The sequence below is a fragment of the Janibacter sp. FSL W8-0316 genome (assembly GCF_038004165.1).
In the GTDB taxonomy this organism is placed as follows: domain Bacteria; phylum Actinomycetota; class Actinomycetes; order Actinomycetales; family Dermatophilaceae; genus Janibacter; species Janibacter indicus.
This window is the reverse complement of record NZ_JBBOQX010000001.1, coordinates 1,120,351-1,144,370: the sequence shown is the minus strand read 5'-3', so window position 1 is coordinate 1,144,370 and position 24,020 is coordinate 1,120,351. Positions and strand designations below refer to the sequence as shown.

At 72.0% G+C, this 24,020-nt stretch carries 24 protein-coding genes and 2 tRNA genes; 12 read left to right on the top strand and 14 right to left on the bottom strand.

Annotated features, from left to right (window positions below; genetic code table 11):
• The first annotated feature begins 51 nt into the window (after window positions 1-51).
• Genes NYE39_RS05600 through NYE39_RS05590 form a run of 3 tightly spaced genes read left to right on the top strand, consistent with a single transcriptional unit; the run spans window position 52 to window position 1,927 of the window.
• A complete protein-coding gene (locus tag NYE39_RS05600) occupies window positions 52-507 on the top strand; it encodes an acyl-CoA thioesterase (protein WP_341012086.1) in 456 nt (151 codons plus the stop codon).
• Window positions 504-1,133, top strand: a complete 630-nt coding sequence (locus tag NYE39_RS05595; RefSeq protein WP_084452284.1) for a hypothetical protein — start codon at window positions 504-506, stop codon at window positions 1,131-1,133. Before NYE39_RS05600 ends, NYE39_RS05595 begins: the two co-directional genes overlap by 4 nt.
• A 17-nt stretch (window positions 1,134-1,150) precedes the next feature.
• Window positions 1,151-1,927, top strand: coding sequence for an inositol monophosphatase family protein (locus NYE39_RS05590; RefSeq protein WP_341012085.1), 777 nt, complete (start codon window positions 1,151-1,153; stop codon window positions 1,925-1,927).
• A gap of 1 nt (window position 1,928) precedes the next feature.
• On the opposite strand, the gene NYE39_RS05585 is transcribed toward NYE39_RS05590, so the two are convergent.
• The 7 genes from NYE39_RS05585 to pepN form a co-directional block, all read right to left on the bottom strand.
• Window positions 1,929-2,735 carry a glycerophosphodiester phosphodiesterase gene (locus NYE39_RS05585; RefSeq protein ID WP_341012084.1) on the bottom strand — a complete coding sequence of 269 codons (807 nt, stop codon included), beginning with the start codon at window positions 2,733-2,735 and terminating at the stop codon, window positions 1,929-1,931.
• 79 nt (window positions 2,736-2,814) lie between these two features.
• Window positions 2,815-3,366: a dienelactone hydrolase family protein gene (locus tag NYE39_RS05580; RefSeq protein ID WP_341012083.1), complete on the bottom strand. Its 552-nt coding sequence runs from the start codon at window positions 3,364-3,366 to the stop codon at window positions 2,815-2,817.
• Complete coding sequence (locus NYE39_RS05575; protein WP_341012082.1) at window positions 3,366-5,042, bottom strand: glycoside hydrolase family 13 protein; 1,677 nt, start codon at window positions 5,040-5,042, stop codon at window positions 3,366-3,368. The genes NYE39_RS05580 and NYE39_RS05575 overlap by 1 nt, the downstream gene beginning before the upstream one ends.
• Window positions 5,039-5,443 (bottom strand): globin, encoded by a 405-nt coding sequence (locus tag NYE39_RS05570; protein WP_341012081.1) that lies wholly within the window; start codon window positions 5,441-5,443, stop codon window positions 5,039-5,041. The genes NYE39_RS05575 and NYE39_RS05570 overlap by 4 nt, the downstream gene beginning before the upstream one ends.
• A 13-nt stretch (window positions 5,444-5,456) precedes the next feature.
• Window positions 5,457-5,735 carry a hypothetical protein gene (locus NYE39_RS05565; protein WP_341012080.1) on the bottom strand — a complete coding sequence of 93 codons (279 nt, stop codon included), beginning with the start codon at window positions 5,733-5,735 and terminating at the stop codon, window positions 5,457-5,459.
• 33 nt (window positions 5,736-5,768) lie between these two features.
• The gene (locus NYE39_RS05560; protein ID WP_341012079.1) at window positions 5,769-6,683 is read right to left on the bottom strand and encodes a mechanosensitive ion channel family protein; all 915 of its coding nucleotides are present in this window, start codon (window positions 6,681-6,683) and stop codon (window positions 5,769-5,771) included.
• Window positions 6,680-9,238, bottom strand: coding sequence for an aminopeptidase N (gene pepN / locus NYE39_RS05555; protein WP_341012078.1), 2,559 nt, complete (start codon window positions 9,236-9,238; stop codon window positions 6,680-6,682). The genes NYE39_RS05560 and pepN overlap by 4 nt, the downstream gene beginning before the upstream one ends.
• A 74-nt stretch (window positions 9,239-9,312) precedes the next feature.
• Here pepN and NYE39_RS05550 point away from each other — a divergent pair, with 74 nt between their 5' ends.
• The 4 genes from NYE39_RS05550 (at window position 9,313) to trmB (ending at window position 12,404) form a co-directional block, all read left to right on the top strand.
• On the top strand, window positions 9,313-9,915 hold the full coding sequence (locus NYE39_RS05550) for a mycothiol-dependent nitroreductase Rv2466c family protein (RefSeq protein WP_072625045.1): 603 nt from the start codon (window positions 9,313-9,315) through the stop codon (window positions 9,913-9,915).
• A gap of 11 nt (window positions 9,916-9,926) precedes the next feature.
• Entirely contained in the window at window positions 9,927-10,394 is a 468-nt protein-coding gene (locus NYE39_RS05545) for a ribose-5-phosphate isomerase (RefSeq protein ID WP_341012077.1), read from the top strand.
• A gap of 152 nt (window positions 10,395-10,546) precedes the next feature.
• Complete coding sequence (locus NYE39_RS05540) at window positions 10,547-11,629, top strand: PP2C family protein-serine/threonine phosphatase (protein WP_083546122.1); 1,083 nt, start codon at window positions 10,547-10,549, stop codon at window positions 11,627-11,629.
• 58 nt (window positions 11,630-11,687) lie between these two features.
• Window positions 11,688-12,404 carry a tRNA (guanosine(46)-N7)-methyltransferase TrmB gene (gene trmB, locus NYE39_RS05535; protein WP_083546121.1) on the top strand — a complete coding sequence of 239 codons (717 nt, stop codon included), beginning with the start codon at window positions 11,688-11,690 and terminating at the stop codon, window positions 12,402-12,404.
• Window positions 12,405-12,437: 33 nt separating this feature from the next.
• Here trmB and NYE39_RS05530 read toward each other — a convergent pair whose 3' ends face one another.
• The 5 genes from NYE39_RS05530 to NYE39_RS05510 all read right to left on the bottom strand — a co-directional run bounded on the left by NYE39_RS05530 (window position 12,438) and on the right by NYE39_RS05510 (window position 16,646).
• Window positions 12,438-13,010, bottom strand: coding sequence for an AMIN-like domain-containing (lipo)protein (locus NYE39_RS05530; RefSeq protein WP_341012073.1), 573 nt, complete (start codon window positions 13,008-13,010; stop codon window positions 12,438-12,440).
• Between the two features lie 86 nt (window positions 13,011-13,096).
• Window positions 13,097-14,416, bottom strand: coding sequence for an iron uptake transporter deferrochelatase/peroxidase subunit (gene efeB, locus NYE39_RS05525; RefSeq protein ID WP_341012072.1), 1,320 nt, complete (start codon window positions 14,414-14,416; stop codon window positions 13,097-13,099).
• Window positions 14,413-15,585 carry an iron uptake system protein EfeO gene (gene efeO / locus NYE39_RS05520; protein WP_341012071.1) on the bottom strand — a complete coding sequence of 391 codons (1,173 nt, stop codon included), beginning with the start codon at window positions 15,583-15,585 and terminating at the stop codon, window positions 14,413-14,415. Before efeO ends, efeB begins: the two co-directional genes overlap by 4 nt.
• A gap of 38 nt (window positions 15,586-15,623) precedes the next feature.
• On the bottom strand, window positions 15,624-16,481 hold the full coding sequence (efeU, locus tag NYE39_RS05515) for an iron uptake transporter permease EfeU (RefSeq protein ID WP_341013365.1): 858 nt from the start codon (window positions 16,479-16,481) through the stop codon (window positions 15,624-15,626).
• 91 nt (window positions 16,482-16,572) lie between these two features.
• Window positions 16,573-16,646 (bottom strand) — tRNA-Gly (locus NYE39_RS05510).
• Window positions 16,647-16,738: 92 nt separating this feature from the next.
• Between NYE39_RS05510 and NYE39_RS05505 the strand changes: the two genes are divergently transcribed.
• Window positions 16,739-16,815 (top strand) — tRNA-Pro (locus NYE39_RS05505).
• A 4-nt stretch (window positions 16,816-16,819) separates the two neighbouring features.
• Here NYE39_RS05505 and NYE39_RS05500 read toward each other — a convergent pair.
• Together NYE39_RS05500 and NYE39_RS05495 are read right to left on the bottom strand one after the other, a co-directional pair.
• Window positions 16,820-17,635, bottom strand: a complete 816-nt coding sequence (locus tag NYE39_RS05500) for a dienelactone hydrolase family protein (protein ID WP_341012070.1) — start codon at window positions 17,633-17,635, stop codon at window positions 16,820-16,822.
• Window positions 17,636-17,637: 2 nt separating this feature from the next.
• Complete coding sequence (locus tag NYE39_RS05495; protein ID WP_341012069.1) at window positions 17,638-18,168, bottom strand: hypothetical protein; 531 nt, start codon at window positions 18,166-18,168, stop codon at window positions 17,638-17,640.
• Between the two features lie 166 nt (window positions 18,169-18,334).
• On the opposite strand from NYE39_RS05495, the gene tig reads away from it, so the two are divergent.
• The 4 genes from tig to treS all read left to right on the top strand — a co-directional run bounded on the left by tig (window position 18,335) and on the right by treS (window position 23,988).
• Window positions 18,335-19,684: a trigger factor gene (gene tig / locus NYE39_RS05490; protein WP_341012068.1), complete on the top strand. Its 1,350-nt coding sequence runs from the start codon at window positions 18,335-18,337 to the stop codon at window positions 19,682-19,684.
• A gap of 80 nt (window positions 19,685-19,764) precedes the next feature.
• Complete coding sequence (locus tag NYE39_RS05485) at window positions 19,765-20,955, top strand: MFS transporter (protein ID WP_341012067.1); 1,191 nt, start codon at window positions 19,765-19,767, stop codon at window positions 20,953-20,955.
• A gap of 67 nt (window positions 20,956-21,022) precedes the next feature.
• Entirely contained in the window at window positions 21,023-21,736 is a 714-nt protein-coding gene (locus tag NYE39_RS05480) for a PaaI family thioesterase (protein ID WP_341012066.1), read from the top strand.
• An 11-nt stretch (window positions 21,737-21,747) separates the two neighbouring features.
• Complete coding sequence (treS, locus tag NYE39_RS05475) at window positions 21,748-23,988, top strand: maltose alpha-D-glucosyltransferase (RefSeq protein ID WP_341012065.1); 2,241 nt, start codon at window positions 21,748-21,750, stop codon at window positions 23,986-23,988.
• Window positions 23,989-24,020: the final 32 nt, after the last annotated feature.

Below are 24,020 nucleotides of genomic sequence, written 5' to 3'. Positions count from 1 at the left end.
CCGCCGACAGGGGATGGGGATGACCGCGACCGTCGGTGGGAGGATGTGGACATGACGAGCGAGACCACCGAGCCGGCGGCCCTCACGGCCGAGATCGGCCTGCGCTGGGGCGACATGGACGCCTACGGCCACGTCAACAACGTCCAGTACCACCGCCTGCTCGAGGAGGCCCGCATCCGGGCCTTCGCCGAGTGGTTCCACTCCAGCGGTGGTGACAGCATGCTCCGCTCGGGCGTGCTCCTTGCCCGGCAGGAGATCGAGTACCTCGAGCAGCTCGTCTACCGCCCGGAGCCGATCCTCATCGACATGTGGGTCACCGCGCTCGGTGGCGCCAGCTGGGACATGGGCTACACGATCCGCGACGAGGAGGTGGTCTTCGCGCGTGCCGAGTCCACGCTCGTCGCCTTCGACATCGCGTCGCAGGGGGCCCGCCGGCTCACCGACGAGGAGCGTGCCGCGCTCACCGCCCGGCAGGGCGGTCCGGTTCCGATGCGGCGCCGGCGATGACCCCCCTTCGCCTCGCCGACGCCGAGAGCGCCGCGGACCTCACGACCTATCTCACCCGGGCCAAGCGCCTGGACGAAGGGGGCGACGTGCGCCTGCAGGCAGTCGGCTCCGTGCTGGCCGCCTGGACCTGCGTGCTCCCGGGCCGTGGCCTGGGCAGCACCGGTCTCGTCCTCGGGCTGCGGACCTACGCCCTGGCCGAGGCGAGCTCGATGGACACGACGGTCCCGCTGTCGGCCGTGACCGACCGCCTCGCCCGCGGAGGCACCCAGATCGAGCAGCCGCCGGTGACCTCGCAGCCGACGTGGCGCGCCCTCACCCCGCCGCGGTCCGGCTGGGAGCCGGTCGGCGTGGTCGCCGACGCCGAGCTGCTCGCCGCCGCCCGGGCCGGGATCGCCGAGGTCGCCGAGGGTGCCCCCGAGGGGTCCGGTGCGTCGGCCGTCGCCGACCTGCGCTCGCGGGTCTGGGGCCGCCCCACGTCGACCATCCCGCCGGTGCCGGCCGGGACGGCCTTCGGGCTGCACGCCCTGGGCTTCCTGCGACCCGACGCCGACGCCCGGGCCCAGATCCACACGGTGGGCCCGTGGACTCGGGTGGCGACGGACCGAGGCTTCGTCCTCGCCCGCTGATCCGTAGGGTGGACCGCGTGGACGACCACCTCGCCGAACTCGACGACGCCGCGCTCGCGGCAACGCTGACCCGGGACGCGGCGAGGCTCGCCGCTCGCATGCGCGCCGAGGGGCTGCAGGCACAGCACAAGACGTCGATCTCCGACGTCGTCACGGCGGCCGACCATGCCGCCGAGGAGCTCGTCGCCGGCACGCTCGCCCGGTTGCGTCCGGACGACGGGATCGTCGGCGAGGAGGGTGCCGAGGCCGAGAGCCGCTCCGGTCGCACGTGGGTCATCGACCCCGTCGACGGGACCTACAACTTCCTCTCTGGCCTGGGCACCTGGTGCAGCGCCCTCGCCCTGCGCGACCGGGCCGGGCTGGTCCTCGGGGCCGTGCACCAACCTGCCGTCGACGAGGCCTGGCTCGGTGGTCGCGACCTGCCGACGACGCTCAACGACTCACCCGTCGGTGACCTCGCCGACCTGCCCCTGGCCGAGGTCGCGATGGCGACTTATCTCCACCCCGCGCGCCTGCCCGACGCCACCCTGCGCAAGCCCTGGCTGACCGCGATCGAGGGTGCGGCGACGGTCCGCATGTTCGGCTCCGGCTCGTGCGACCTGGCCGCGGTCGCCGCGGGGCGCATCGGCGTGTGGGCCCAGCAGTCGGTGCCGGAGTGGGACTGGCTGCCCGGCGCGGCGCTCGTCACTGCGGCCGGCGGCCGGACCGAGCAGGTCGAGGTCCGCGGGCATGTGTGGAGCGTCGCCGGGCGCCCCACCGCCGTCGAGCAGGTCCTCGCCGCGCTGCAGTCCTGACCTACCGCGACGACGGGCGAAGGGGGTGACCCCGGTCCGCGAGCACGTCCCGCAGGGTGTCGATCCGGTCGGTGACGATGCCATCGACGCCGAGGTCGAGCAGACGGTGCATCTCGTCGGCCTCGTCGATCGTCCACACGTGCACCTGCTTGCCGAGGCGGTGCGCCACCTCGACCAGCCGGGGCACGACGAGCGTCACCGACCTCGGACCGACGGCGTGGGTGACCGGGATCTGCAGCGCCTGGGCGGGGGAGTAGACCAGCCGGGAGAGCAACCCCGGGAGCAGTCGGAGCGAGGCGACGCCGACCGGTCCGGCGGAGGTCGCGAGGTCCGGGCCGAGCGCGCGGCGCACCCGGCGCAGCCGCGCGTCGCTGAAGGACCCGATGCACACCCGATCGACGGCGTCGTGTCGCCGGATCGTCTCGACGAGCGGGGCGACCGCGCCATCGGCCTTGACGTCGATGTTGAAGCGCGCCTCGGGGAAGGTCTCGAAGAGCTCGTCCATCAGGGGCACCGCGTCGATCCCGTGGATCCGAGCCTGCGACACCTGCGCCCACGGCAGCCCGGCGATGGCTCCCCGCGCGTCCGTCACCCGGTCGAGGAGCTCGTCGTGGAAGGCGACCAGCCGACCGTCGGCCGTCGCGTGCACGTCCGTCTCGAGATAGCGGTAGCCCATGCCGACCGCCTCGCGGAAGGCGTGGACGGTGTTTTCCCGGCCGAGGTTGGGCGCGTAGGCCGAGCCGCCGCGATGGGCGAGCGCCAGGGGAGTGGGGTGGTCGAAGTATGCGTAGTCGCGCGCGGGCCTCACGCGCTCACCGTACGCGCCCGGCAGTGGCCCGCGACGCAGTACGGCCCGTCGGCGCGCACCGCCCCGAGCGGGAGCCTCCTCAGCGGAGGAAGGCGTCGATCCGCTCGATGGTCGCGGACGTGACCGCTTCGTCGTAGCCGGGTAGCTCGGGGTCGGTGAAGAGGTGCCCCCGGCCGGGCGTCACGTGGTCCTCGAAGGGAGCGCCGCTCGCCTCGACCGCCGCGCCCAGCCGGGTCACGTCGGCAGGCGAGATCCACGGGTCGTCCTCGTGCCGGTGGACCTGCACGGACACGCCGGACCACTCGTGGCGGGGCGCGGCGACCGAGTGCAGCAGGATCGCGGCCCGGGCGCGTGGCCGGCGCGCCGCGAGACGCTGGGCGAACCACGCCCCGAGCGAGAAGCCGGCGAGCACCGTCTCGGGTGGCAGGGAGGCCGCGAGCTCACGGACCGACTCGAAGTACTCGGGGTGGGCGTCGCGGTGCGCGATGCCCGATGCCTCCTCGTCGAAGACGTGGCCCTCGTAGTAGTCGGGCACGACGACCTCGTGGCCGCGCTCGCGCAACCGGTCGGCGAAGGTGTGCACGCCGGGCCGCAGCCCGAGGGCCGAGTGGAGCAGCAGGACGTGGGCCATCAGGCCAGCTTCGCCCAGACGGCCGTGTCGGTCGGCACGCGCCCGTCGACGAGGTCGTCGGAGGCGACGAGCACGACGGCCCCCTGGGGCAGGGTCACGGGCTGGGCGCCGAGGTTGGCCACGACGAGGGTGCGGGTACCGTCGGGTGAGGTCGCGACGTAGCCCACGACGTCATCGCCCAGGCCCTCGACCTCCTCGAGACCGGCGAGCCCGAGCCGCCGCTCGCGGCGCACCGCGAGCAGCCGCCGGTAGAGCTCGAGGGTCGAGCCCTCGACGCCCGTCTGCGCGTCGACGGCGAGGTCGGAGTAGGCGGGCGGCTGCGGCAGCCACGCGGCACCGGTGGAGGAGAAGCCCAGGGCGGGCGCCCCCTGCTCCCAGGCCATCGGCACCCGGCACCCGTCGCGACCGAGCTCGCGCCCGTCGGTCCGGGCGAAGGTCGGGTCCTGACGCACCTCGTCGGGCAGGGCGGTGTGCTCGGGCAGCCCGAGCTCCTCGCCCTGGTAGACGTAGGCCCCACCGGGCAGCGCGAGCATCAGGGTCGTCGCGGCACGGGCCCGGCGCAGCCCGAGCTCGGCGTCCGGTTGCGGGTCGTCGGCCCCGATGCCGTTGGGTCGCGGACGGTCGTCGGGCAGGCCGAAGCGACTGGCGTGGCGCAGCACGTCGTGGTTGCTCAGCACCCACGTCGACGGGGCGCCGACGGAATCGTTGGCTGCCAACGAGCGGCGCACGCCGGCACGCAGCGCCTCGGCGCGCCAGGGCGTCTCGAGGAAGTCGAAGTTGAAGGCCTGGTGGAACTCGTCCTCGCGCACGTAGCGGGCCAGTCGGTCGGCGGGGTTGACCCACGCCTCGGCGCACATGATGCGCACCGGCTCGCCGTAGGAGTCGAGCAGCTTGCGCCATGCGCGGTAGATCTCGTGGACGCCTTCTTGGTCCCAGTAGGGCGCCTCGTGGGTCACCTCCATCAGCCCACCCGGGTGCTTGCCGAAGGGAGGGAAGGTCGGGTCCTTGACCAGGCCGTGGGCGACGTCGACACGGAAGCCGTCGACGCCCCGGTCGAGCCAGAAGCGCAGCGTCGTCTCGAAGTCCTCGCGCACCTGCGGGTTGGTCCAGTTGAGGTCCGGCTGGCTCGGGTCGAAGAGGTGGAGGTACCATTGACCGGGCGTGCCGTCGGGCTCGGTGACGCGGGTCCAGGCGCCACCCCCGAAGTTGGCCAGCCAGTCGGTCGGCGGCTGCGACCCGTCATCGCCGAGACCGTCGCGGAAGACGTAGCGCTCGCGCTCGGGGCTGCCCGGCCCGGCGCCCAGCGCCGCCTGGAACCAGGCGTGTTCGGAGGAGGTGTGGTTGGGCACGAGGTCGACGACGACCCGCAGGCCGAGGTCGTGGGCCCGGGCGATCATCGCGTCGGCGTCGTCGAGGGTCCCGAAGAGCGGGTCGACGTCACGGTGGTCGGCGACGTCGTAGCCGGCGTCGCGCTGCGGCGAGCGGTAGAAGGGGGAGAGCCACACGGCATCGACGCCCAGGTCGCGCAGGTGCTCCAGCCGCGAGGTGATGCCCGGCAGGTCACCGACACCGTCGCCCGAGGCGTCGGCCCACGAGCGCGGGTAGATCTGGTAGATCACGGCATCGCGCCACCACGCGGCGTCGGCGGCATCGGGGGAGTGGAGCTCGCTGGTCACAGGCGCTGTCCGTCCTCGTCGGCGTTGATCATCATGTCCGCGGCCCGGGTGAAGTACTGGCGCATCGCGGCGTCGTGCGCCTCGGGCAGGTCGAGCGTGTCCATCGCGGCGAGCATGTGCCGCATCCACCGGTCGCGCATGTCGGGCGTCACGGCGTAGGGCACGTGGCGCATGCGCAGTCGCGGGTGCCCGCGCTGCTCGCTGTAGGTGTGCGGCCCACCGAAGTACTGCTCGAGGAACATCCGCAGCCGTACCTCGGCCGGGCCGAGGTCCTCCTCGGGGTACAGCGCCCGCAGCGGCTCGTCCTGCGCGACGCCCTCGTAGAAGGCACGCACGAGGCGCACGAAGGTCTCGTGCCCCCCGACCTGCTCGTAGAAGCTGTCTCCGGGCTGGGCGAACATGCCCGCCAGTCTGTCAGGCGTCGCCCGCGTCCTTGCGCCGGGGACGCTTCCACGGCATCTCGACGAGCGGCCGGGTGTCGGCCTCGTCGCGGGCCTTGCTCTTCCTCGTGCCGGTGCGCCACGAGTTGAGGATGTGGATGAGGCCGAGCGTCTCGCCCGTCGAGGCGCCGGACGCGCCACCGACGACGGCACCGACCTGCAGGTTGCTACAGCCTCGGCACGCGGGCTTGCCGATCGTGGACCGATGGACCTTGCCCTGGATGCGTCGACCGCACGAGTAGCACGTGGTCATGATCTCCCCCTTCGTCGTTGGTGACGACCCTCCTCAGATCTGGTGCCCGCCACCGGACATCGGGATCGGGGGACCCGCGATGCCCTCGCGGTCGAAGGTCTCCTTGACCCGCCGCCGGATCTCGCGCTGGATGCCCCAGTTCTCGTCCGGGGCGCAGCGCGCGAGGACCCGCACGGTGACGGTGCCCCCGGTGATCGACTCGACGCCCAGCACCTGCAGGTCCTCGCGCAGCACCTCGTGCCAGTGCGGGTCGTCGTCGATCTGCTCGACGGTGGACCGGATGATCCCCAAGACCCGCTCGATGTCCTCGCGGTAGCTGAAGGGGATGTCGACCATGACCGTCGACCAGCCCTGGCTGCGGTTGCCGATCCGGATGATCTCGCCGTTGCGGACGTACCAGACGACCCCGTCGGGGTCGCGGAGTCGGGTGACCCTCAGGGTGACCTCCTCGACGGTGCCGACGGCCTCGCCGGTGTCGATGAGGTCGCCCACGCCGTACTGGTCCTCGAGGATCATGAAGATCCCGGAGAGGAAGTCCTTGACGAGGGCCTGCGCGCCGAAGCCGAGGGCGACGCCGCCGACACCGGCCGAGGCGAGCAGCGGCGCGAGCGGGATCCCGAGGAGCGACATCACGGTGAGCACGGTGATGACGGCGATCGCGAAGGTGGCGATGCTGCGCAGCAGCGAGCCCATCGTCAGCGTGCGCTGGCGATAGCGCTCCTTGGCCGCCGAGGCCGGGATCCCGCTGTTGCGCTCTCGCTTGGCCCGACTGGCCTCGCTGCGGACGATCGACGCGTCGACCGCCTTGGTGATCGCCCGGTGGGCGAGCCAGCGGGCGAGGAAGGCGACGACGACCGCGACGAGGATCCGCAGGGGCGCACCGAGAGCCCAGTCGAGGGTGGACTCCCAGGTGAGGTCGATGGCAAGCAGGTGGGGTACGTCGATCATCCGACGGAGTCTGCGTCACGCTCCTGAGCAGCAACTGCACGCGCCACCGTGTCGCGGCTCTCCGCGACGGTGCGCCGCAGGCCGGCCGGCGCATCCGGGTGCTCGTCGAGCCAGGTCTGCGTCGTGGCGAGCAGCTCCGGCCCCGCGAGCGACATGGGGTAGAAGCCGATGACGATGCCCTCGGCGATGGCGTGGGTGCGCTCGGCCCAGACCTGCTCCAGCACCTCGTGGTAGCGCTGGACGAAGGGGGTGAGCAGCGCCGTGTCGCCGGTGCGGCCGAAGCCGAGCGCGTGCGCGTCGACGACGGAGTTGGGCGTGTCGGTGGCGACGACGCCGGCCTGCCACGCGGCCTCCTTGGCCTCGGCCGTGGGGATGCTCGCCGCGGCCCGGGCCGCGCGCTCGCGACCGGTGGCGGTGTTGTCCCCCTGGGCCTCCGTGGCCACGGCATCGGCGTCGGCGACCCCGGCCGCGGCCAGGCCGGTGAGCAGAGTCCACCGCATGTCGGTGTCGACCGCCAGGCCCTGGAGCGTGGTGCTGCCGTCGAGCAGGTCGGCGACCCACGTGGTGTCGTCGCCGGGGGCCAGGAGGTTGGCGTGGGCGGTGACGAGCTGCAGCTGGGCATCGCTGCCGGGGGTCGCCGCACGGGCCAGGTCCGCCAAGTGCGACACGACCTGCCGGCGCAGCTGCTCACGGTGGGCCGGCGCCGAGTAGGTGAGGATCGCGGTGCTCACCTGGCCCAGCAGGGTGCGCAGCAGGGTCGAGTCGGCCAGCCCGTCGAGGACCGGCAGGACGAGCTCGACGTAGTCGCGTGCCGGCATCTCGGCGTCACGGGTCATGTCCCAGGCGGAGGCCAGCGCCAGCGAGGCCGGCAGCGAGTCCTCGAAGGCGGTGGGGTTGGCCAGCAGGGTGGCGAGGGAGCGCTCGTCGAGCCGCAGCTTGGCGTAGGTCAGGTCGTCGTCGTTGAGCAGCAGCAGGTCGGGCTGGCGCTGACCGACGAGCTGGGGGAGCGGGGTGCGCTCGCCGTCGACGTCGACCTCGAAGCGCTCGCGACGCTGCAGGGTGCCGTCGACGAGGTCGTAGAGCCCCACGGCGAGACGGTGGGGGCGCAGCGTCTCGAAGCCCTCGGCGAAGGTCTGCTCGATGACCGCGTCGACGTAGTGCCCGCGGTCGTCGACCTCGACCAGCGGACGAAGGGTGTTGACGCCGGCCGTCTCGAGCCACAGCTTCGACCAGGACCGCAGATCGCGACCCGAGGTGGCCTCGAGCTCGTCGAGGAGGTCGTCGAGCGTGGTGTTGCCCCACGCGTGCTTGGCGAAGTAGGCGCGCAGCCCGTCGCGGAAGGACTCACGCCCGACGTAGGCGACGAGCTGCTTGAGCACCGATGCGCCCTTGGCGTAGGTGATGCCGTCGAAGTTGACCTCGACGTCGGCGAGGTCGCGGATCGGGGCGACGATCGGGTGGGTCGAGCTCAGCTGGTCCTGGCGGTAGGCCCAGGCCTTCTCGTGGGTGCAGAAGGTCGTCCACGCGTCGGTCCACTCGGTGGCCTCGGCCTGGCAGGTCGTCGAGGCCCACTCGGCGAAGGACTCGTTGAGCCACAGGTCGTTCCACCAGCGCATCGTCACGAGGTTGCCGAACCACATGTGGGCGAGCTCGTGCAGCACGGTGAGGGCGCGGCGCTCGACGAGCGCGTCGGGCACCTTGGAGCGGAAGACGTACATCTCGTGGAAGGTCACGCAGCCCGCATTTTCCATCGCGCCCATGTTGTACTCCGGCGTGAAGACCTGGTCGTACTTGGTGAAGGGGTAGGCGCGGTCGAACTCCTCCTCGAAGAAGGCGAAGCCTGCCTTGGTGAGGGCGAAGAGGTTGTCGGCGTCGAGGTACTGGGTGAGCGACTTGCGGCAGAAGATGCCCAGGGGCACCTCCTTGTCGCGCGAGGTGAGCGAGTCGCGCACGACGTCGTAGGGGCCGGCGACGAGCGCGGTGATGTAGCTGCTCATCCGCTCGGTCGGGGCGAAGGCCCAGGTCGCCGCGCCCTCCTGACCCTCGACGGGCGTCGGCTCGGGGGTCGGCGAGTTGCCGATGACCTGCCAGTGCGCCGGCGCGGTGACGGTCAGGGTGAAGCTCGCCTTGAGGTCCGGCTGCTCGAAGACCGGGTACATGCGGCGGCTGTCGGGCACCTCGAACTGCGTGTAGAGGTAGACCTCGCCGTCGACCGGGTCGACGAAGCGGTGCAGGCCCTCACCGGTGTTCATGTAGCGACCGGTCGCCGTGATCGTCACGACGTTGTCCTCGGCGAGGTCGTCGAGACGGATGCGGTGGTCGGCGTAGACGACGGCGGGGTCGAGCGCGGTGCCGTTGAGCTCCACGGACTCCACGGACTCACCGATGAAGTCGACGAAGGTGGCGGCGCCCCCCTTCGCCGCGAAGCGGATCGTGCTGGTCGTGGCGAAGGTCGTCTCGGAGGTCGTCAGGTCGAGGGTGATGTCGTGCGTGTCGACGGTGACGACGGCCGCCCGGTCGGCGGCCTCCTCACGGGTGAGGTTCTTCCCGGGCACGTGCTGCTCCTTCGCATCGAGGCGTTTTCCTCATGCTGTCACAGCCGCACCGGCCGGTCTGAGACGATGGCGTCATGACGCAGACCGTGGAGATGTGGTTCGACCCGCTGTGCCCCTGGGCCTGGATGACGAGCCGGTGGCTCATGGAGGTCGAGCAGGTGCGTGACCTCGAGGTCACCTGGTCGCAGATGAGCCTGTCCGTCCTCAACGAAGGGCGTGACCTCCCCGAGGAGTACCGCGAATTGATGGACCGCGGCTGGGCCCCGGTCCGGGTCATCGCCGCCGCGCGCAAGGCGCACGGCGACGAGGTGACCAAGCCGCTCTACGACGCCATCGGGACCCGCCTGCACCTCGGCGGCGAGCGCGACTTCGTCGCCGCCACGGCCGCCGCGCTCGCCGAGGTCGGCCTGCCGGCCGAGCTCATCGGGGCCGCCGACACCGACGAGCACGACGCCTTCCTGCGTGAGAGCCACGAGCGCGCCATCGCCCTCGTCGGCGACGACGTGGGCACGCCCGTGATCTCCGTGGAGGACACCGCCTTCTTCGGACCGGTCGTCTCGCCGGCGCCCAAGGGTGAGGCCGCCGGTCGACTCTGGGACGGCTGCGTCCTCGTCGCCGGTACCGACGGCTTCTTCGAGCTCAAGCGCTCGCGCACCCGCGACCCGATCTTCGACTGAGAGGCACTTCCTTGCGCGTCCACATCGGCGGCGACCACGCCGCCTTCGAACTCCACCAGGAGCTGCTGACCTTCCTCGCCGACGAGGGCCACGAGGTCACCGACCACGGGCCCTTCGAGTACGACGCCCTCGACGACTACCCGGTCTTCGTCATCCGTGCCGCGCAGGCCGTGGCCGCCGACCCCGGCAGTCGCGGCATCGTCCTCGGTGGTTCCGGCAACGGCGAGCAGATGGCGGCCAACAAGGTCGCCGGCATCCGAGCGGCCCTGTGCTACAACGCCGAGCTGGCCCGGCTGGCCCGCGAGCACAACGACGCCCAGGTGCTGTCGATGGGCGGGCGCATGCAGTCCGTCGACGAGGCCAAGGAGATGGTCCGGGTCTTCCTCGCCACCGACTTCTCCGGCGAGGAGAGGCACCAGCGCCGCATCGACATGGTGAGCGCCTTCGAGGCCGACGGCACGGTCCCGCCGCTGCCCTGATGTCCTCCTCCCCATAGCACCAGAGACCCGTCGCACGGTGTGTGCGGCGGGTCTCTGATCGGTTACAACCCTTCCCACAGAGGCGAATCCCCGCTTAAGGTGCGGGCTACGGTCCCGGACGGGGCCGTGACGAACGACCGGGGAGAGCACGTTTGTCCGCCATACTGCCCAGCCGGACCCTGTGGTCCGAGCGACGCCAGCCGACCTGGGCCCTGTCGTCGCTGCGCGGGACCCCCCTCCTGGTCGCCGTCGTCGCCCTGCTGGCGCTCGTCCTCGCGGCCCACCTCGTCTGGCCGCAGTCGGTCCCCCTCGTCGCGCTCGTCCCCCCGTGCCTCCTCGCGAGCACGCTGTGCCCGATCCGCGAGGTCCGCATCGTCTTCGGCCTCGTCCTCGCCGTCGTCCTGTGGTCGCTCGTCATGTCCGACGAAGGGATGGCCCGTCACCTCCCGCTGCTCGTCTCGCTCGGCCTGATGTACGCCATCGCCGCGTCCCGCTCCAGCCACGGTGCCGCGGCCTTCGCCGGCGACCGGATGCTCGGCGACCTCCGCTCACGGCTGCACGGCATGGGTGCCATTCCCACGCTCCCGCGCGGCTGGCACGCCGAGCGGTCCTTCGCCACCGCCCACGGCAGCGCCTTCGCCGGCGACTTCAACGTCTCGACGACCAGCCGCTGCGGCAACACCCTCGAGATGGTCCTCGTCGACGTCAGCGGCAAGGGACAGGAGGCCGGGACGCGCGCGCTCGTCCTCGCCGGAGCGCTCGGCGGCGTCATCGGCGGCACGGCCCCGCAGGACGTGCTGCCCATGGCCAACGAGTTCGTCGAGCGCGACGGCTGGGACGAAGGCTTTGCGACCGCGGTCCACGTCCACCTCGACCTCGTGACCGGCGAGGCCCTCGTCCACTCCGCAGGTCACCCGCCGGCCATGCACTACGACGCCGGGTGCGGCCGCTGGCGCGCCCTCGACGACCAGCGTGGCCCGGCCCTCGGGCTCCTGCCGGGTGCCAGCTACCCCTCGTCGCGCACGGTCCTCCAGCGGGGCGATGCCCTGCTCGTCTACACCGACGGCATCATCGAGTCGCGGGTGCGCGACCTCGACGACGGCATCGACTGGATGCTCGGCCAGGCCGAGGCCCGTGTCTCGCAGGGCTTCTCGGGCCTGGCCAAGCGTCTCGTCGCCGGTGGTCGGGCCGGGGTCGAGGACGACCGCGCGGCCGTCCTCCTCTGGCGCGACTGACCCCCTTCGTGTGTCGAGCGGTCGGGCCCGGGTGCCAACGCGCCGTATCCTTGCGGCCGTGACCTCCGAGCCCGACCCGCACAAGCTGCCCCTGACGGACACCCCGCGCACAGCGGACGGCCGGTACCGGGCGACGGTGCGCACCTTCACCCCACGCTGGCGGATGTCGCCGCGGGTCGAGGAGCTCATGGAGCGGCTCTTGCCGCGCTACGCGGTCCCGAGCGGTCCCTTGGACCCGACGGCGGTCTTCGGCCGTGACCTGCCCGTCGTGCTCGAGGTCGGGTCGGGCTACGGCGAGGCGGCGGTGGCCTATGCCCGGGAGCACCCCGAGCACGGGATCATCGCGGCCGAGGTCCACGTGCCCGGCGTGGCGACCCTGATGGAGAAGGCCGAGCGGGAGGGCCTGGACAACCTGCGCACCTTCCGCGGGGACGCCCTCGAGTACCTCGTCGAGTGCGTCGGCCGCGGTCAGCTCGAGGCCGTGCACCTCTTCTTCCCCGACCCGTGGCCCAAGGCCCGCCACGCCAAGCGACGCTTCGTCCAGCAGGACACCCTCGACCTGGTCCTCGAGCGCCTGCGTCCGGGCGGTCACCTGCTCGTGGCGACCGACCACGCGGCCTATGCGGAGCACGTGCGCGAGCAGCTCGCCCAGCACCCCCGGGTGGCCGTCGTCGAGGGGGAGCGCCCCGCGTGGCGCCCGTCGGCGGGCTTCGAGGACAAGGGTCGCGCCGCCGGCCGGGCGATCCACGAGTTCCGGGTCACCGAGCGAGGCTGACCCGACGGTCGGGCCGACGAGGGCCCGACCGCGTCACCAGGTGTGGGCGACGTCGATGACCAGGCGCGACCGGTCTCCGGGCCCGTCGAGCTCGGTGACCTTGAAGGGCAGGCGGGCCCGCGTGCCGATGCCCATCGTGGACTGGCCCTCCCAGCTGCCGCCCCAGGCCACCTGGCGGAGAGTGCGGTAGCCCGTGGTGTCGACCAGCTCCTTGCGGTTGGCCGGTGAGTAGGTCGGGTCGAAGTCGTCGTCGTAGGCCGGCGTGCGCACGACGACCTGCAGCTTGGCACCTCCGCGCAGCGGGATGACCGTGCCGCTGCCGTCCTCGGAGAAGGTCGGGACGTAGCGGACGTCGTAGGAGAGCGAGTGGCGCGGCCGGTCGACGTCGACGACGAGCCGGTCGAAGCACGCGTGCCGCCCGGAGCGGACGTCGGTGAGCGTGCCGAGGCTGTAGTGCCTGTCGTTGGCCTGGGCCAGCGACCCCCACGGGGTGCTGCAGGCGGTGCTGCCCGAGGTGGCCGGTGCGGCCGCCGGTGCCGTGAGCAGCAGGGCCGCGGCGGCAGCGCCCACTCCGAGACCGATCCGGGTGCGGGTGCGAGTGTTCATCAGATGTCCCCCTTCGTCCGACGGGGCCGCATTGCCCTCGTCATGGATGAAGACGCACGACCGGGCTCGGGGGTTGCCTGCTCAGGTCACGAGTCGGCGAAGAGGGCCTGGCCGATGTACTCGCCCTCGCCCGCGCCCGGCGGGATCGCGAAGAGCGCGGAGCCGGTGAACTTCAGGTACTCCATCATCGCGTCGTTCTTGGCCATCGCCGTCTGCATCGGGACGAACTGCCTCGCGGGATCGCGCACGTAGGCGAGGAAGAACAGGCCGGCGTCGAGCGTGCCGAGGCTCGTCGAGCCGTCGACGAAGTTGTAGCCGCGCCGCAGGATCCGCACCCCGTCGTTGTGGTCGGGGTGGACGACCGCCACGTGCGAGTCCGTGGGCACGATGGGCCCGCCGCGGCCGGGCATCGCGAAGTCGGGGTCGGCGTGCTCCTCGCCGCCGGAGAGCGGGGCCCCGGTCGCCTTGCTGCGACCGATGATCCCCTCCTGCTCGGCCAGGCCCTGCCGGTCCCAGGTCTCGATGACCATGTTGATCCGCCGCACGGCGAGGTAGGAGCCGCCGGCCAGCCAGCCGCCGTCGTCGTCGTCGGGCTGGACCCAGACGTGCTCGTCGAGGGCCTCGGTCTCCTCGGCCAGGATGTTCTTCGTCCCGTCCTTGAAGCCGAAGAGGTTGCGCGGGGTCTCCTGCCCGCTTGTCGTGCTCGAGGTGCGGCCGAAGCCGAGCTGGGACCACCGCACCGAGACCGTGCCGAACCCGATCCGCGCGAGGTTGCGGATCGCGTGGACCGCGACCTGCGGGTCGTCCGCGCACGCCTGGATGCACAGGTCGCCCCCGCTGCGGTCCGGGTCGAGCAGGTCGCCCGGGAAGTGCGGGAGCTCCTCGAGCGGCTCCGGCCGACGATCCGCGAGCCCGAAGCGGTCCCGGCCCTTCGCGTCGCGGAAGAGCGAGGGGCCGAAGCCGAAGGTCAGCGTGAGCTTCGACGGCGGCAGGCCGATGGCCTCGCCGGTGTCGTCCGGCGGGAGCCGGTAGTCGCCCTCGACCGGGCCGATCGGGCCCGCGGGCTCGCCGGCCATGAGCCGCTCGGCCGCGAGGGTCCACTCCTTGAGGAGGCTGATCAGCCGCGCCCGTGAGGTCGTCGTGACGTCGAAGGCGGCGAAGTGCAGGCGGTCCTGGACCGGTGTCGTGATGCCCGGCTGGTGCGCACCCCGCAGCGCGAAGGGGGAGGGGGTCGCCCCCTTCGTCGGCTCGGCGGCGGTGGCCCGCCCGGCGGTGAACCCACCGGCGACCCCGGCGACGGCCGCGACCGCCCCCGTGCCGAGCATCGCCCGGCGCGAGGGCCGCCGCGAGGAGGCCGCCGGCGCCTCGCCGGCCGCGTCCTGCGTCTCGGCGTGCTCCTCGGTCACACGACCGCCGCCGTCAGCTTCGACAGGGGCTCGGACAGCGCGTTGACCGCGTCCGACAGCTCCTTGGTCTCGGCGGTCGACAGCTCGGTGTAGAGCACGAAGCCGTCGCCCTTCTTGTGCTGGTCGAGCAGCTTCTGCAGTTCCGTGAAGCGGGAGTCGAGCTGCTGGGCGAGCTTGGTGTTGCCGTTGGCCACGAGGATCGGGCGGACGCCGTCGTAGCCGACCTTGGCGCCGTCGACATTGGCCTGGAAGTCCCACAGGTCGGTGTGCGACCAAGCCTCCTCCTCGCCGGTGACCTTGCCGGTGGCGACCTCCTCGAGCAGGCCGCGCGAGCCGTTGGCGATCTGGTCGACGGTGAAGTCGAGCTTCTTGATCCGCCCGTCGAGGGTTGTGGTGTTCTTCAGCAGGTCCTGGCCGTACGTCTTCCGCTCGGTGTCGGTGAGCGGCGTGTAGTCCTTGGCCTCCTTCGGCCACAGGTCCTTCTCGATCCGGTGCCAGCCGGTCCACTTCTGGCCGGGCTCGAGGTCGGCCTCGCGGGCGTCCATCTTCGGGTCGAGGTCGCCGAAGGACTCGGCCACCGTCTCGATCCGCTCCCAGTGCACGCGCGCCTTGGCGTAGAGGTCACGGGCCTCGTCGTCCTTGCCGGCCTCGTAGAGGTCGACGAACTTCGTCGTCTTGACGAGCAGCTGGTCGGACTGGTCCTTGACGTAGGCCGCGTAGTTCTTCTCCGCCTGCGCGACCGTGGCCTGGTCACCGGCGTCGACCTCGGCGTCCTTCGACTCGGCCACGGTGAAGTCGGCGCGGATGCCGTCGCCGACCATGCCCGGCTTGCAGGCGGTCGTGTAGGAGCCGGCGGGCACGTTGACGACGAGGTCACGGGTGAGGCTGGGGCCGATGTTCTCCACCTCGCCGACGATCCGCAGTCCGTCCTCGCCGAGCAGGTAGAACTCGGTGACCTTGCTCCCGCCGTTCTTCACGTGGAAGGTGAGGGCGCCCTCGGGCACCTCCGTCGTCGAGACCTCGCAGCCGTCGTCGGTGGAGGTGATGGAGACGGCGCGGGGGTCGCCCCCTTCGTCCGTGGAACCGGACGGGGAGTTGCTCGTGCAGGCCGCCAGACCGGGCAGGAGGAGGGCCAGCGCGGGGCCGGTCGCGAGGTGACGCAGGTTCATGGTGTCGTCCTAGGTGGCGAAGGGAGGGGAGGGGAGGGTCAGGCAGTGGGCACCGTCGTGGCGGCCGGGGTGGGCCGGGAGCGCTGACGGGTGCCGCGGATGAAGAGGGTGAGGACCGGGACGACGTAGGCGACCCAGGCGATGGCCTGCAGCACCGTGGTCTGCGGCGTGAAGTTGAAGATGCCCTTGAGCAGGGTGGCGTACCAGCTGCCGGGGTCGATGATGTGCGAGACGTCGAAGGCGAGGGTGTGCAGCCCCGGGAGGAAGCGCGCCTCCTGCAGGTCGTGGATGCCGTAGGCGAGGACCCCGGCGGCGACGAGCACGAGGAAGGCACCGGTCCACGTGAAGAAGGTGCTGAGGTTGATCGAGATCGCCCCGCGGTAGATGAGCCAGCCGAGCAGGACCGCCGTGGCCAGGCCGAGGGCCGCGCCGAGCAGGGGCGTCCACGTCGAGCCGCCGTCGCTGGTCACCGCACGCGAGGTGGCCCACAGGAAGAGTGCGGTCTCGAGGCCCTCGCGCCCCACGGCGAGCACGGCGACGACGACCAGGCCCCAGCCGGACCCGTGCTCGGCGGCCGCGTCGATCCGGCCGCGCAGCTCGCCGCCGAGCGCGCGGGCGGTGCGGGCCATCCAGAAGATCATCCAGGTGACGAAGCCGACCGCGATGATCGACAGGCTGCCGCCGATGAGCTCCTGCGCCTCGAAGGTCAGGCCGCGGGGGCCGAAGGTGAGCAGCGCGCCGAACCCGAGGCTGACGAGCACGGCCAGGGCGACGCCGGCCCAGATGCGCGAGAGCAGGTGGCTGCGGTCGCTCTTGACGAGGTAGGCGACGAGGATGCTGACGACGAGGGCGGCTTCGAGGCCCTCGCGCAGCCCGATGAGGTAGTTGGCGAGCACGAAGCAGCAATGTACTCCTGCTTCGGTGAGGCTCACCTAAACGTGGGCGCATGTCTCGCGAAGTGATCACGACCAGCCGTGACCGGGGGTCTGGAGCGGGCGACGGGAATCGAACCCGCGTAGCCAGTTTGGAAGACTGGGGCTCTACCATTGAGCTACGCCCGCGCGCTCGCCCTCGAGTCGGCCTGCGGCACAACGCGTGGAAGAGCAGGGTTAGCCTAGTGCCCGCTCGCGCCCCGATCACAATCGGGGCCGCGCGGGGTATGGCGCAGCTTGGTAGCGCGTCCGCTTTGGGAGCGGAAGGCCGTCGGTTCGAATCCGGCTACCCCGACCACCTGTCACGCTCCGACGAGCAGCCGCTCGCGGAAGAGGCCGAGGACCTCGTCGAGCGCCTCCCTCGTCGGCTCGCCCTCACGATCGACCCGGTGCGTCGTGAGGACCGAGTGCGGGGCGCCGAAGCCGTCGGGGTTGGCGGCCGCGTCCGGCAGCTCGATGGCGACGAAGGCATCGCCCAGCCGGCGCCGCAGCGTCGCGAAGCGCGTGCCCGGCGAGAGCCGGTCGCCCTTGAAGCGCACTCCGAGCACCTGCAGCCCTGCGGCGCAACGCTGCTCGACGACCGCCAGGTCCGCCTCGCTGATGTCCGTGGTCTCCCTTCGCGTGCGGCCGAGGGGGAGGGGCAGCGAGGGCTGGGACAGCACCGGGGCGAGGACGCTCTCGTCGGTGGCCATGGCCAGGGCGAAGCCGCCGGTCAGGCACATGCCCACGGCGCCGACCCCCGGGCCACCGCAGCGGGCGTGCTCCGCCCGGGCGAGGGCTCGCAGCCACGGGACGACCGGTGAGGTGCGCCCGAGCGCGAAGAGAGAGAACTCCCGGCTGATGCACACCTGCGCCGCCGTGCGGACGCCACCGGCCGCGACGCGCCGGGAGGACCCCGCGAGGGCGTCCCGCCCGGGGAGCCCGAAGAGGACGGGCAGCACGACGGTGCAGCCCAGGTCGCGCACCCGTCGGGCGAAGCCCGCGACCTGCGGGGTGATGCCGGGGAACTCGGCGATGACGACGACGGCCGGCCCGGTGCCCGAGCGCAGCACCGGGTGGTCGGTGCCGTCGTGGCGGAAGGACGTGCGCGTGAAGTCCTCGAGCCCGTCGTCGGCCATGGTCAGAACTGCTGGTAGCCGGGGGTGCTGGGGCCGGTCGAGCCGCTGAGGGCCGCGACGAGCCCGGAGCGGCTGCCCTCGCGGTCGAGGCTGCGCTCGAGCCGGGTCGCCACGCGGCGGCTGGGCCATACGTGCCAGGCCATGCAGAGCAAGGACCAGAAGGCGCCGATGAGGTACGGCCACGCCGACCCGGTCAAGACGGCCCACACAAGGGCGAGGATCGCCGGGGCCTCGGTGATGGCGAAGCGCAGGATCGTTGTCTGCTGGAGGGCCTCGAGACCGGTCTTGAGGGCCGACTCCGGGTCGGCGTCGGGGCGGACCGCCTCGGTCCGGTAGCCGACGACCTCGGCGACGACGAAGGCGAGGACGTTGATCCCGAAGAGCGCCGCCGCCTCGACCGGCGAGGGGTACTCGCCCGTCCCGAGGGCGACGACGGCCACGACCGCGAAGATCACGAGGCCCCCGATGAGCGCGCCCGAGAGGATGCGTACGGCCTGCAGACGCTGCTGGATGCTCCCCTGATCGTTGGTCATGGGCCCAACCTAGCGGCGCATTCGGCCTGCGGGCGGCCAACGGATAGAGTGGCTGCTTGTGTCCCGGACCTCCGGGACGGTGCGTGCGCGCCCGAGGGCCGTCCAGCGGACCCGACAGCTTGCGCCGCAACCCCCTTCGTCGTCCAGATCGTGTGGAGTGCCCCCAGTGAAGAGTGCCGTCGAGAACCTCAGCCCGACCCGGGTCAAGCTGACCGTCGAGGTCCCGAGCGAGGAGCTCCAGCCGCACGTCGACGCGGCCCTGAAGTCCATCGGGAGCCAGATCCAGGTCCCCGGCTTCCGCGCCGGCAAGGTCCCGGCCCGCATCATCGAGCAGCGCGTCGGCAAGGGCGCGGTCATCCAGGAGGCGGTCAACGAGGCCCTGCCCGAGTTCTTCGGCAAGGCCGTCGACGAGACCGGTGTCGAGCCGATCGGCCAGCCCGAGGTCGACATCACCGAGGTGCCGATGACCGACGGCGAGGAGCTGAAGTTCACCGTCGAGGTCGACGTGCGCCCCGAGGTCACCCTGCCCGACTACGACGGTGTCGAGATCTCCGTCGACAACCTCGAGGTCACCGACGAGGACGTCGAGGCCAAGCTCACCGAGCTGCGCGAGCGCTTCGGCACCCTCGTGGGCGTCGACCGCGCCGCCGCCACCGGCGACTTCGTCTCCATCGACCTCAAGGCCACCATCGATGGCGAGGACGTCGACGCGGTCGAGGGCGTCTCCTACGAGATCGGCTCCGGCAACATGCTCGAGGGCCTCGACGACGCGCTCGTCGGCATGTCCACGGGCGAGACCAAGGACTTCTCCGCTCCCCTCGCCGGTGGCGACAAGGCCGGCCAGTCCGCCGACTGCACCGTGACCGTCCAGTCGGTCAAGGAGCGCGAGCTGCCCGAGGTCGACGACGACTTCGCCCAGATGGCCAGCGAGTTCGACACCGCCGAGGAGCTGCGCGCCGACCTGGCCAAGCAGGCCGAGCAGTCCAAGAAGTTCGAGCAGGGCATCCAGGCCCGCGACAAGGTCCTCGACCACCTGCTGTCCAACACCGAGATCCCGCTGCCCGAGGGCATCATCGAGGCCGAGGTCAACCAGCACCTCGAGCAGGAGGGTCGCCTCGAGGACGACGAGCACCGCGCCGAGGTCGACGAGTCGACCCGCTCGACGCTCAAGACGCAGTTCCTGCTCGACGCCCTGGCCAAGGCCGAGGAGATCGAGGTCGGCCAGCCCGAGCTCGTCGAGTACCTCATCATGCAGTCGCAGCAGTACGGCATGGACCCCAACCAGTTCGCCCAGCTGCTCGACCAGCAGGGTCAGGTCGAGTCCATGGTTTCCGAGGTCGCCCGCCGCAAGGCGCTGGCCGCGGCCCTCGACAAGGCCAAGATCGTCGACGCCGACGGCAATGCCATCAACCTCGACGACATCGTCCCCGAGGGCGAGCGCACCGGTGACGTCGAGGAGCTCGCCGACGACGAGGCCGAGACCGTCGAGGCCGAGGACACCGACGAGCAGGCCTGAGCCTCCAGCACCCCGACGAAGGGGGGTCCCCGCCACGGCGCGGTGACCCCCCTTCGTCCTGTCCCGAGAGCGGAGACCCGATGACGACCGGCGCCCGCAATGCCGTGCTCGCGACCTTTGCGGTCAACGGGCTCGGCTTCGCCTCGTGGGCCTCGCGGATCCCGGCGATCCGCGCCCAGCTCGACCTGACGCCCGGCGAGCTCGGCCGCACGCTCCTCGTGGGGGCGCTCGGGTCCGTCCTCGCGCTGCCCTTCGCCGGCCGTGTCATCACGGGCGTCGGAGCCGCACGCACTGTGGCCATCGGTGTCATCGTCGTGGCGGCGGGTCTGCTCGGCCTGGGCGCGGCCGTCGACGTCCTCGCCGACGTGTGGGCCACCGCCGCCGCGATCTTCGTCATCGCCGTCGGGATCTCCCTGTGGGACGTCGCGATGAACCACGAGGGCGCCGCGGTCGAGCAGCGACTCGGCCGCACGGTCATGCCGGTCTTCCACGCCTGCTTCTCCGGCGGGACCGTCCTCGGGGCGCTCGCCGCCGCCGGCCTGGTGCGGCTGGGCGTGCCCGTCCTCGGTCACCTCGCCGGCGCGGCGCTCCTCGTGCTGCTCGTCGGGCTGTGGGTGCCCCGACGGTTCCTGCCCCGCGGGCTCGAGGTGGCCGAGGGCGACGGGAGCGTCGCCGACCGGCCCGCCAACGCGTGGCGCGAGCCGCGCACCCTGGCCATCGGTCTCGTCGTCCTCGTCGCGGCCCTCACCGAGGGCACCGCCAACGACTGGATCGCGCTCGCGGTCACCGAGGGGCACGACCAGCCCGAGGAGATCGGGGTGCTCGCCTTCGCGACCTTCCTCGCCGCGATGACCGCCGGTCGCCTCCTCGGGGCCCGGCTGCTGGACCGCCACGGCCGGGTGCCGGTGCTGCGGGTGCTCTTCGGCCTGGCCGCGGTGGGGTCGCTGCTCGTCGTCCTCGGCGACACCCTGGCGGCCTTTGTCGGCGTCGTGCTGTGGGGCGTGGGAGCCAGCCTGGGCTTCCCGACGGGCATGAGCGCGGCGGCCGACGACCCGCAGCGGGCCGCGGCCCGCCTGTCCGTGGTCTCGACGATCGGCTACCTCGCCTTCATCGTCGGGCCGCCGCTGCTGGGACTCCTCGGCGACCACGTCGGCGTGCTCCGCTCGCTGCTTCTCGTCGGCCTGCTCGCCGTGCCGGCGGTCCTGGCCGTGCCCGCCGTGCGAGAGGGCGGTGCCTGCCGGAGCCGACCACGGACGGCCCCGCCGAGCTGAATCCGCATTACCTTAGGGTGATGCGGAGATTGAACGCGTGTTCAACCGCCCGTCACGAGGAGGACGCATGACCGACGGCACCTTCGTCTCGCCGTACCCCGTCGAGGACCCGCAGTCCTTGGCCGAGCTCGAGCGGGCACAGGGCGACCTCGCCCGCGCGGTCGGGCGGCTCGTCGACGCGACCGTGCGCACCCGCCACGAGAGGCCGGTGCTCGACGAGGTGACCGCCAGGGTCGACACGCTCGTCGACCGGCTGCTCGAGCAGGCGCAGGAGGGTCCTCTCGGCATCGAGACGAGCAGCGACGGCCGCCTGCGTGACCATGCCAACCCGATGCTCGGGATGCGCAACCCCATCGCCCCACCCCTGGTCATGACCGACGACGAAGGGGGAGTGACGTGCACCTTTTCGCTCGGAGCCGCCTACGAGGGACCGCCCGGGTGCGTCCACGGCGGCCTCGTGGCGGCGGTCCTCGACCAGGTCCTCGGGACGGCGGCGGCCCGGCGCGGGGTCCCGGGCCTCACGGCCTACCTCAACACGACCTACCGGCGCCCCACGCTGCTCGGGACCGACCTCGTCTGCCGCGGCCGCATCGACCGGGTCGACGGGTGGAAGATCTTCGCCAGCGGCGAGACCGTCGACCCGCAGGGCGAGGTGACCGCCGAGGCCGAGGCGCTCTTCATCGTCCCCCGATGGGCCCGGGAGCACCTCGGTACCCCGACCGGTGACGCCGGGGACTTCCCTCCGCCGGCCGGGGAGACGGGGGTCTCGCCCACGCCGTAACGTGGGGCGACATGAGCGAGTTCGACCCGCCCGCCGACCAGCCCGAGGCCCTCGAGGTCGAGGAGGACGGCGCGCCCAACTTCGCCCAGGTCTTCTTCCCGGCGCGACCCAAGGCGCTGCGGCCCCGGGCCCGGTTGCGCCCCCAGGGGGCACCCTCGGCCGCGCAGGTGCGCTCGGGCGAGCCGCTCGGGTCCAACCCGGTCTACGTCGACTGGTTGCGCGGGCAGTCGATGCTCCAGGACGCGAAGGAGATCGCCGCGCAGTTCACCGGCCTCGGGTCGATGTGGCAGAACCCCTTCGCCCAGCCGGACCCGCGGGCGGCCGTGCAGACCGCGTCCGTGTGGTTCACCGCCTACCCGATCTCGATGATCACCCGGCCGGGGACCTCCTTCCTCGCCTCCCTCGCCGACCCGCGGCTGTGGCAGACCTTCCAGCAGATCGGCATCCACGCCCTGCACACCGGGCCGGTCAAGCGGGCCGGTGGGCTCTCGGGGTGGAGCCCCACGCCGAGCGTCGACGGGCACTTCGACCGGGTGTCCACGCACATCGACGAGCTCTTCGGCAGCGAGGAGGACTACCGCGAGATGTGCCGGGTCGCCGCCGACCACGAGGGCACCGTCATCGACGACATCGTCCCCGGGCACACGGGCAAGGGCGCCGACTTCCGGCTCGCCGAGCTGGGGGTCGACGACTACCCGGGGATCTACCACATGGTCGCGATCCCACCGGAGGAGTGGCACCTGCTGCCCGACGTGCCCGAGGGGCGTGACTCGGTCAACCTCGACGAGGCGGCCGAGGCGGCGCTCGCCGACGCGGGGCACATCGTCGGCGAGATGCAGCGGGTGATCTTCCACGTTCCGGGGCTCAAGGACACCAACTGGTCGGTCGCCGCCCCCGTCACCGGGCCCGACGGAGTGACCCGACGATGGGTCTACCTGCACTACTTCAAGGAGGGGCAGCCCTCGATCAACTGGCTCGACCCCACCTTCGCCGGCATGCGTCTGGTCATCGGCGACGCGCTGCACAGCCTCGGCGACCTCGGCTCCGGAGGGCTGCGGCTGGACGCCAACGGCTTCCTCGGGGTCGAGAAGACGCTCGACGTCGGGCCGGCGTGGTCCGAGGGGCACCCCCTGTCGCAGGCGGCCAACCAGCTCATCGGGTCGATGGTGCGCAAGGTCGGCGGCTTCACCTTCCAGGAGCTCAACCTGTCGATCGAGGACATCCGCGACACCGCCGCGGGTGGGGCCGACCTGTCCTACGACTTCGTCAACCGTCCCGCCTACCACCACGCTCTGGCCACCGGTGACACCGAGTTCCTGCGGCTGACGCTGCGCGAGGCGCACGAGCTCGGGGTCGACGCCGCCGGTCTGGTCCATGCCCTGCAGAACCACGACGAGATGACCTACGAGCTCGTCCACTTCGCCAGCCGGCATCGCGAGGACACCTACGACTTCCGGGGCGAGGAGGTCACCGGCGAGGACCTCGCCGCGACGGTCCGGCAGGAGCTGACGGACGCCCTGACCGGGGAGGCGGCGCCCTACAACCTCGTCTTCACAACCAACGGCATCGCGTCGACGACCGCCTCGGTCATCACCGCGGCGCTCGGCCTGTGCGACCTCGACGCGCTCACCGACGAGGACATCGAGCGGGTGACGCGGGCCCACCTGCTGCTCGCGATGTTCAACGCCCTGCAGCCGGGAGTCTTCGCCCTGTCGGGGTGGGACCTCGTCGGCGCGCTGCCGATCCCGCCCGAGGAGATCGAGCCGCTGCTGCGCGAGGGGGACACCCGCTGGGTCCACCGCCCGGCCTACGACCTGCTCGACGTCGCCCCCGAGGCGAGCGGGTCCGCCTCCGGCATGCCGCGGGCACGGGCGCTCTACGGTCCGATCGACGCGCAGCTGGCGGACCCGCGCTCCTTCGTCTCCCGGCTCAAGGACCTGCTGCACCTGCGCGGCTACTTCGCCATCGCGACGACCCGCCAGGTCGACGTGCCCGATGTCGCCCACCGCTCGATGCTCGTCATGGTCCACGAGTACGAGCAGGTGCCCGGGCAGCTGCAGGTGACCGTGCTCAACTTCTCCGGTGACCCCATCAGCGGCACCGTCATCAGCGAGCACCTCGAGCCCGGCGCACGGCTGATGGACATGGGCGACGGCTCGGCCGTCGGTGAGGTCGACCAGCTCCACGGCTTCCACGTCGAGCTGGACGGTTTTGCCGGCCTCTCGCTCCTGGTGACGCCGCCGAAGGGGTGAGCACCCCCCCTTCGTCATGGTGTTGCGCTCAG

What these genes read in the sequence shown, in the direction of transcription:
- NYE39_RS05600 (WP_341012086.1), top strand. Translation starts at nt 52, where the DNA reads ATGACGAGCGAGACCACCGAGCCGGCGGCCCTCACGGCCGAGATCGGC.
- NYE39_RS05595 (WP_084452284.1), top strand. Translation starts at nt 504, where the DNA reads ATGACCCCCCTTCGCCTCGCCGACGCCGAGAGCGCCGCGGACCTCACG.
- NYE39_RS05580 (WP_341012083.1), bottom strand. Translation starts at nt 3,366, where the DNA reads ATGGCCCACGTCCTGCTGCTCCACTCGGCCCTCGGGCTGCGGCCCGGC.
- NYE39_RS05570 (WP_341012081.1), bottom strand. Translation starts at nt 5,443, where the DNA reads ATGTTCGCCCAGCCCGGAGACAGCTTCTACGAGCAGGTCGGGGGGCAC.
- NYE39_RS05565 (WP_341012080.1), bottom strand. Translation starts at nt 5,735, where the DNA reads ATGACCACGTGCTACTCGTGCGGTCGACGCATCCAGGGCAAGGTCCAT.
- NYE39_RS05560 (WP_341012079.1), bottom strand. Translation starts at nt 6,683, where the DNA reads ATGATCGACGTACCCCACCTGCTTGCCATCGACCTCACCTGGGAGTCC.
- NYE39_RS05550 (WP_072625045.1), top strand. Translation starts at nt 9,313, where the DNA reads ATGACGCAGACCGTGGAGATGTGGTTCGACCCGCTGTGCCCCTGGGCC.
- NYE39_RS05530 (WP_341012073.1), bottom strand. Translation starts at nt 13,010, where the DNA reads ATGAACACTCGCACCCGCACCCGGATCGGTCTCGGAGTGGGCGCTGCC.
- efeO (WP_341012071.1), bottom strand. Translation starts at nt 15,585, where the DNA reads ATGAACCTGCGTCACCTCGCGACCGGCCCCGCGCTGGCCCTCCTCCTG.
- NYE39_RS05500 (WP_341012070.1), bottom strand. Translation starts at nt 17,635, where the DNA reads ATGGCCGACGACGGGCTCGAGGACTTCACGCGCACGTCCTTCCGCCAC.
- NYE39_RS05495 (WP_341012069.1), bottom strand. Translation starts at nt 18,168, where the DNA reads ATGACCAACGATCAGGGGAGCATCCAGCAGCGTCTGCAGGCCGTACGC.
- NYE39_RS05485 (WP_341012067.1), top strand. Translation starts at nt 19,765, where the DNA reads ATGACGACCGGCGCCCGCAATGCCGTGCTCGCGACCTTTGCGGTCAAC.
- NYE39_RS05480 (WP_341012066.1), top strand. Translation starts at nt 21,023, where the DNA reads ATGACCGACGGCACCTTCGTCTCGCCGTACCCCGTCGAGGACCCGCAG.
- treS (WP_341012065.1), top strand. Translation starts at nt 21,748, where the DNA reads ATGAGCGAGTTCGACCCGCCCGCCGACCAGCCCGAGGCCCTCGAGGTC.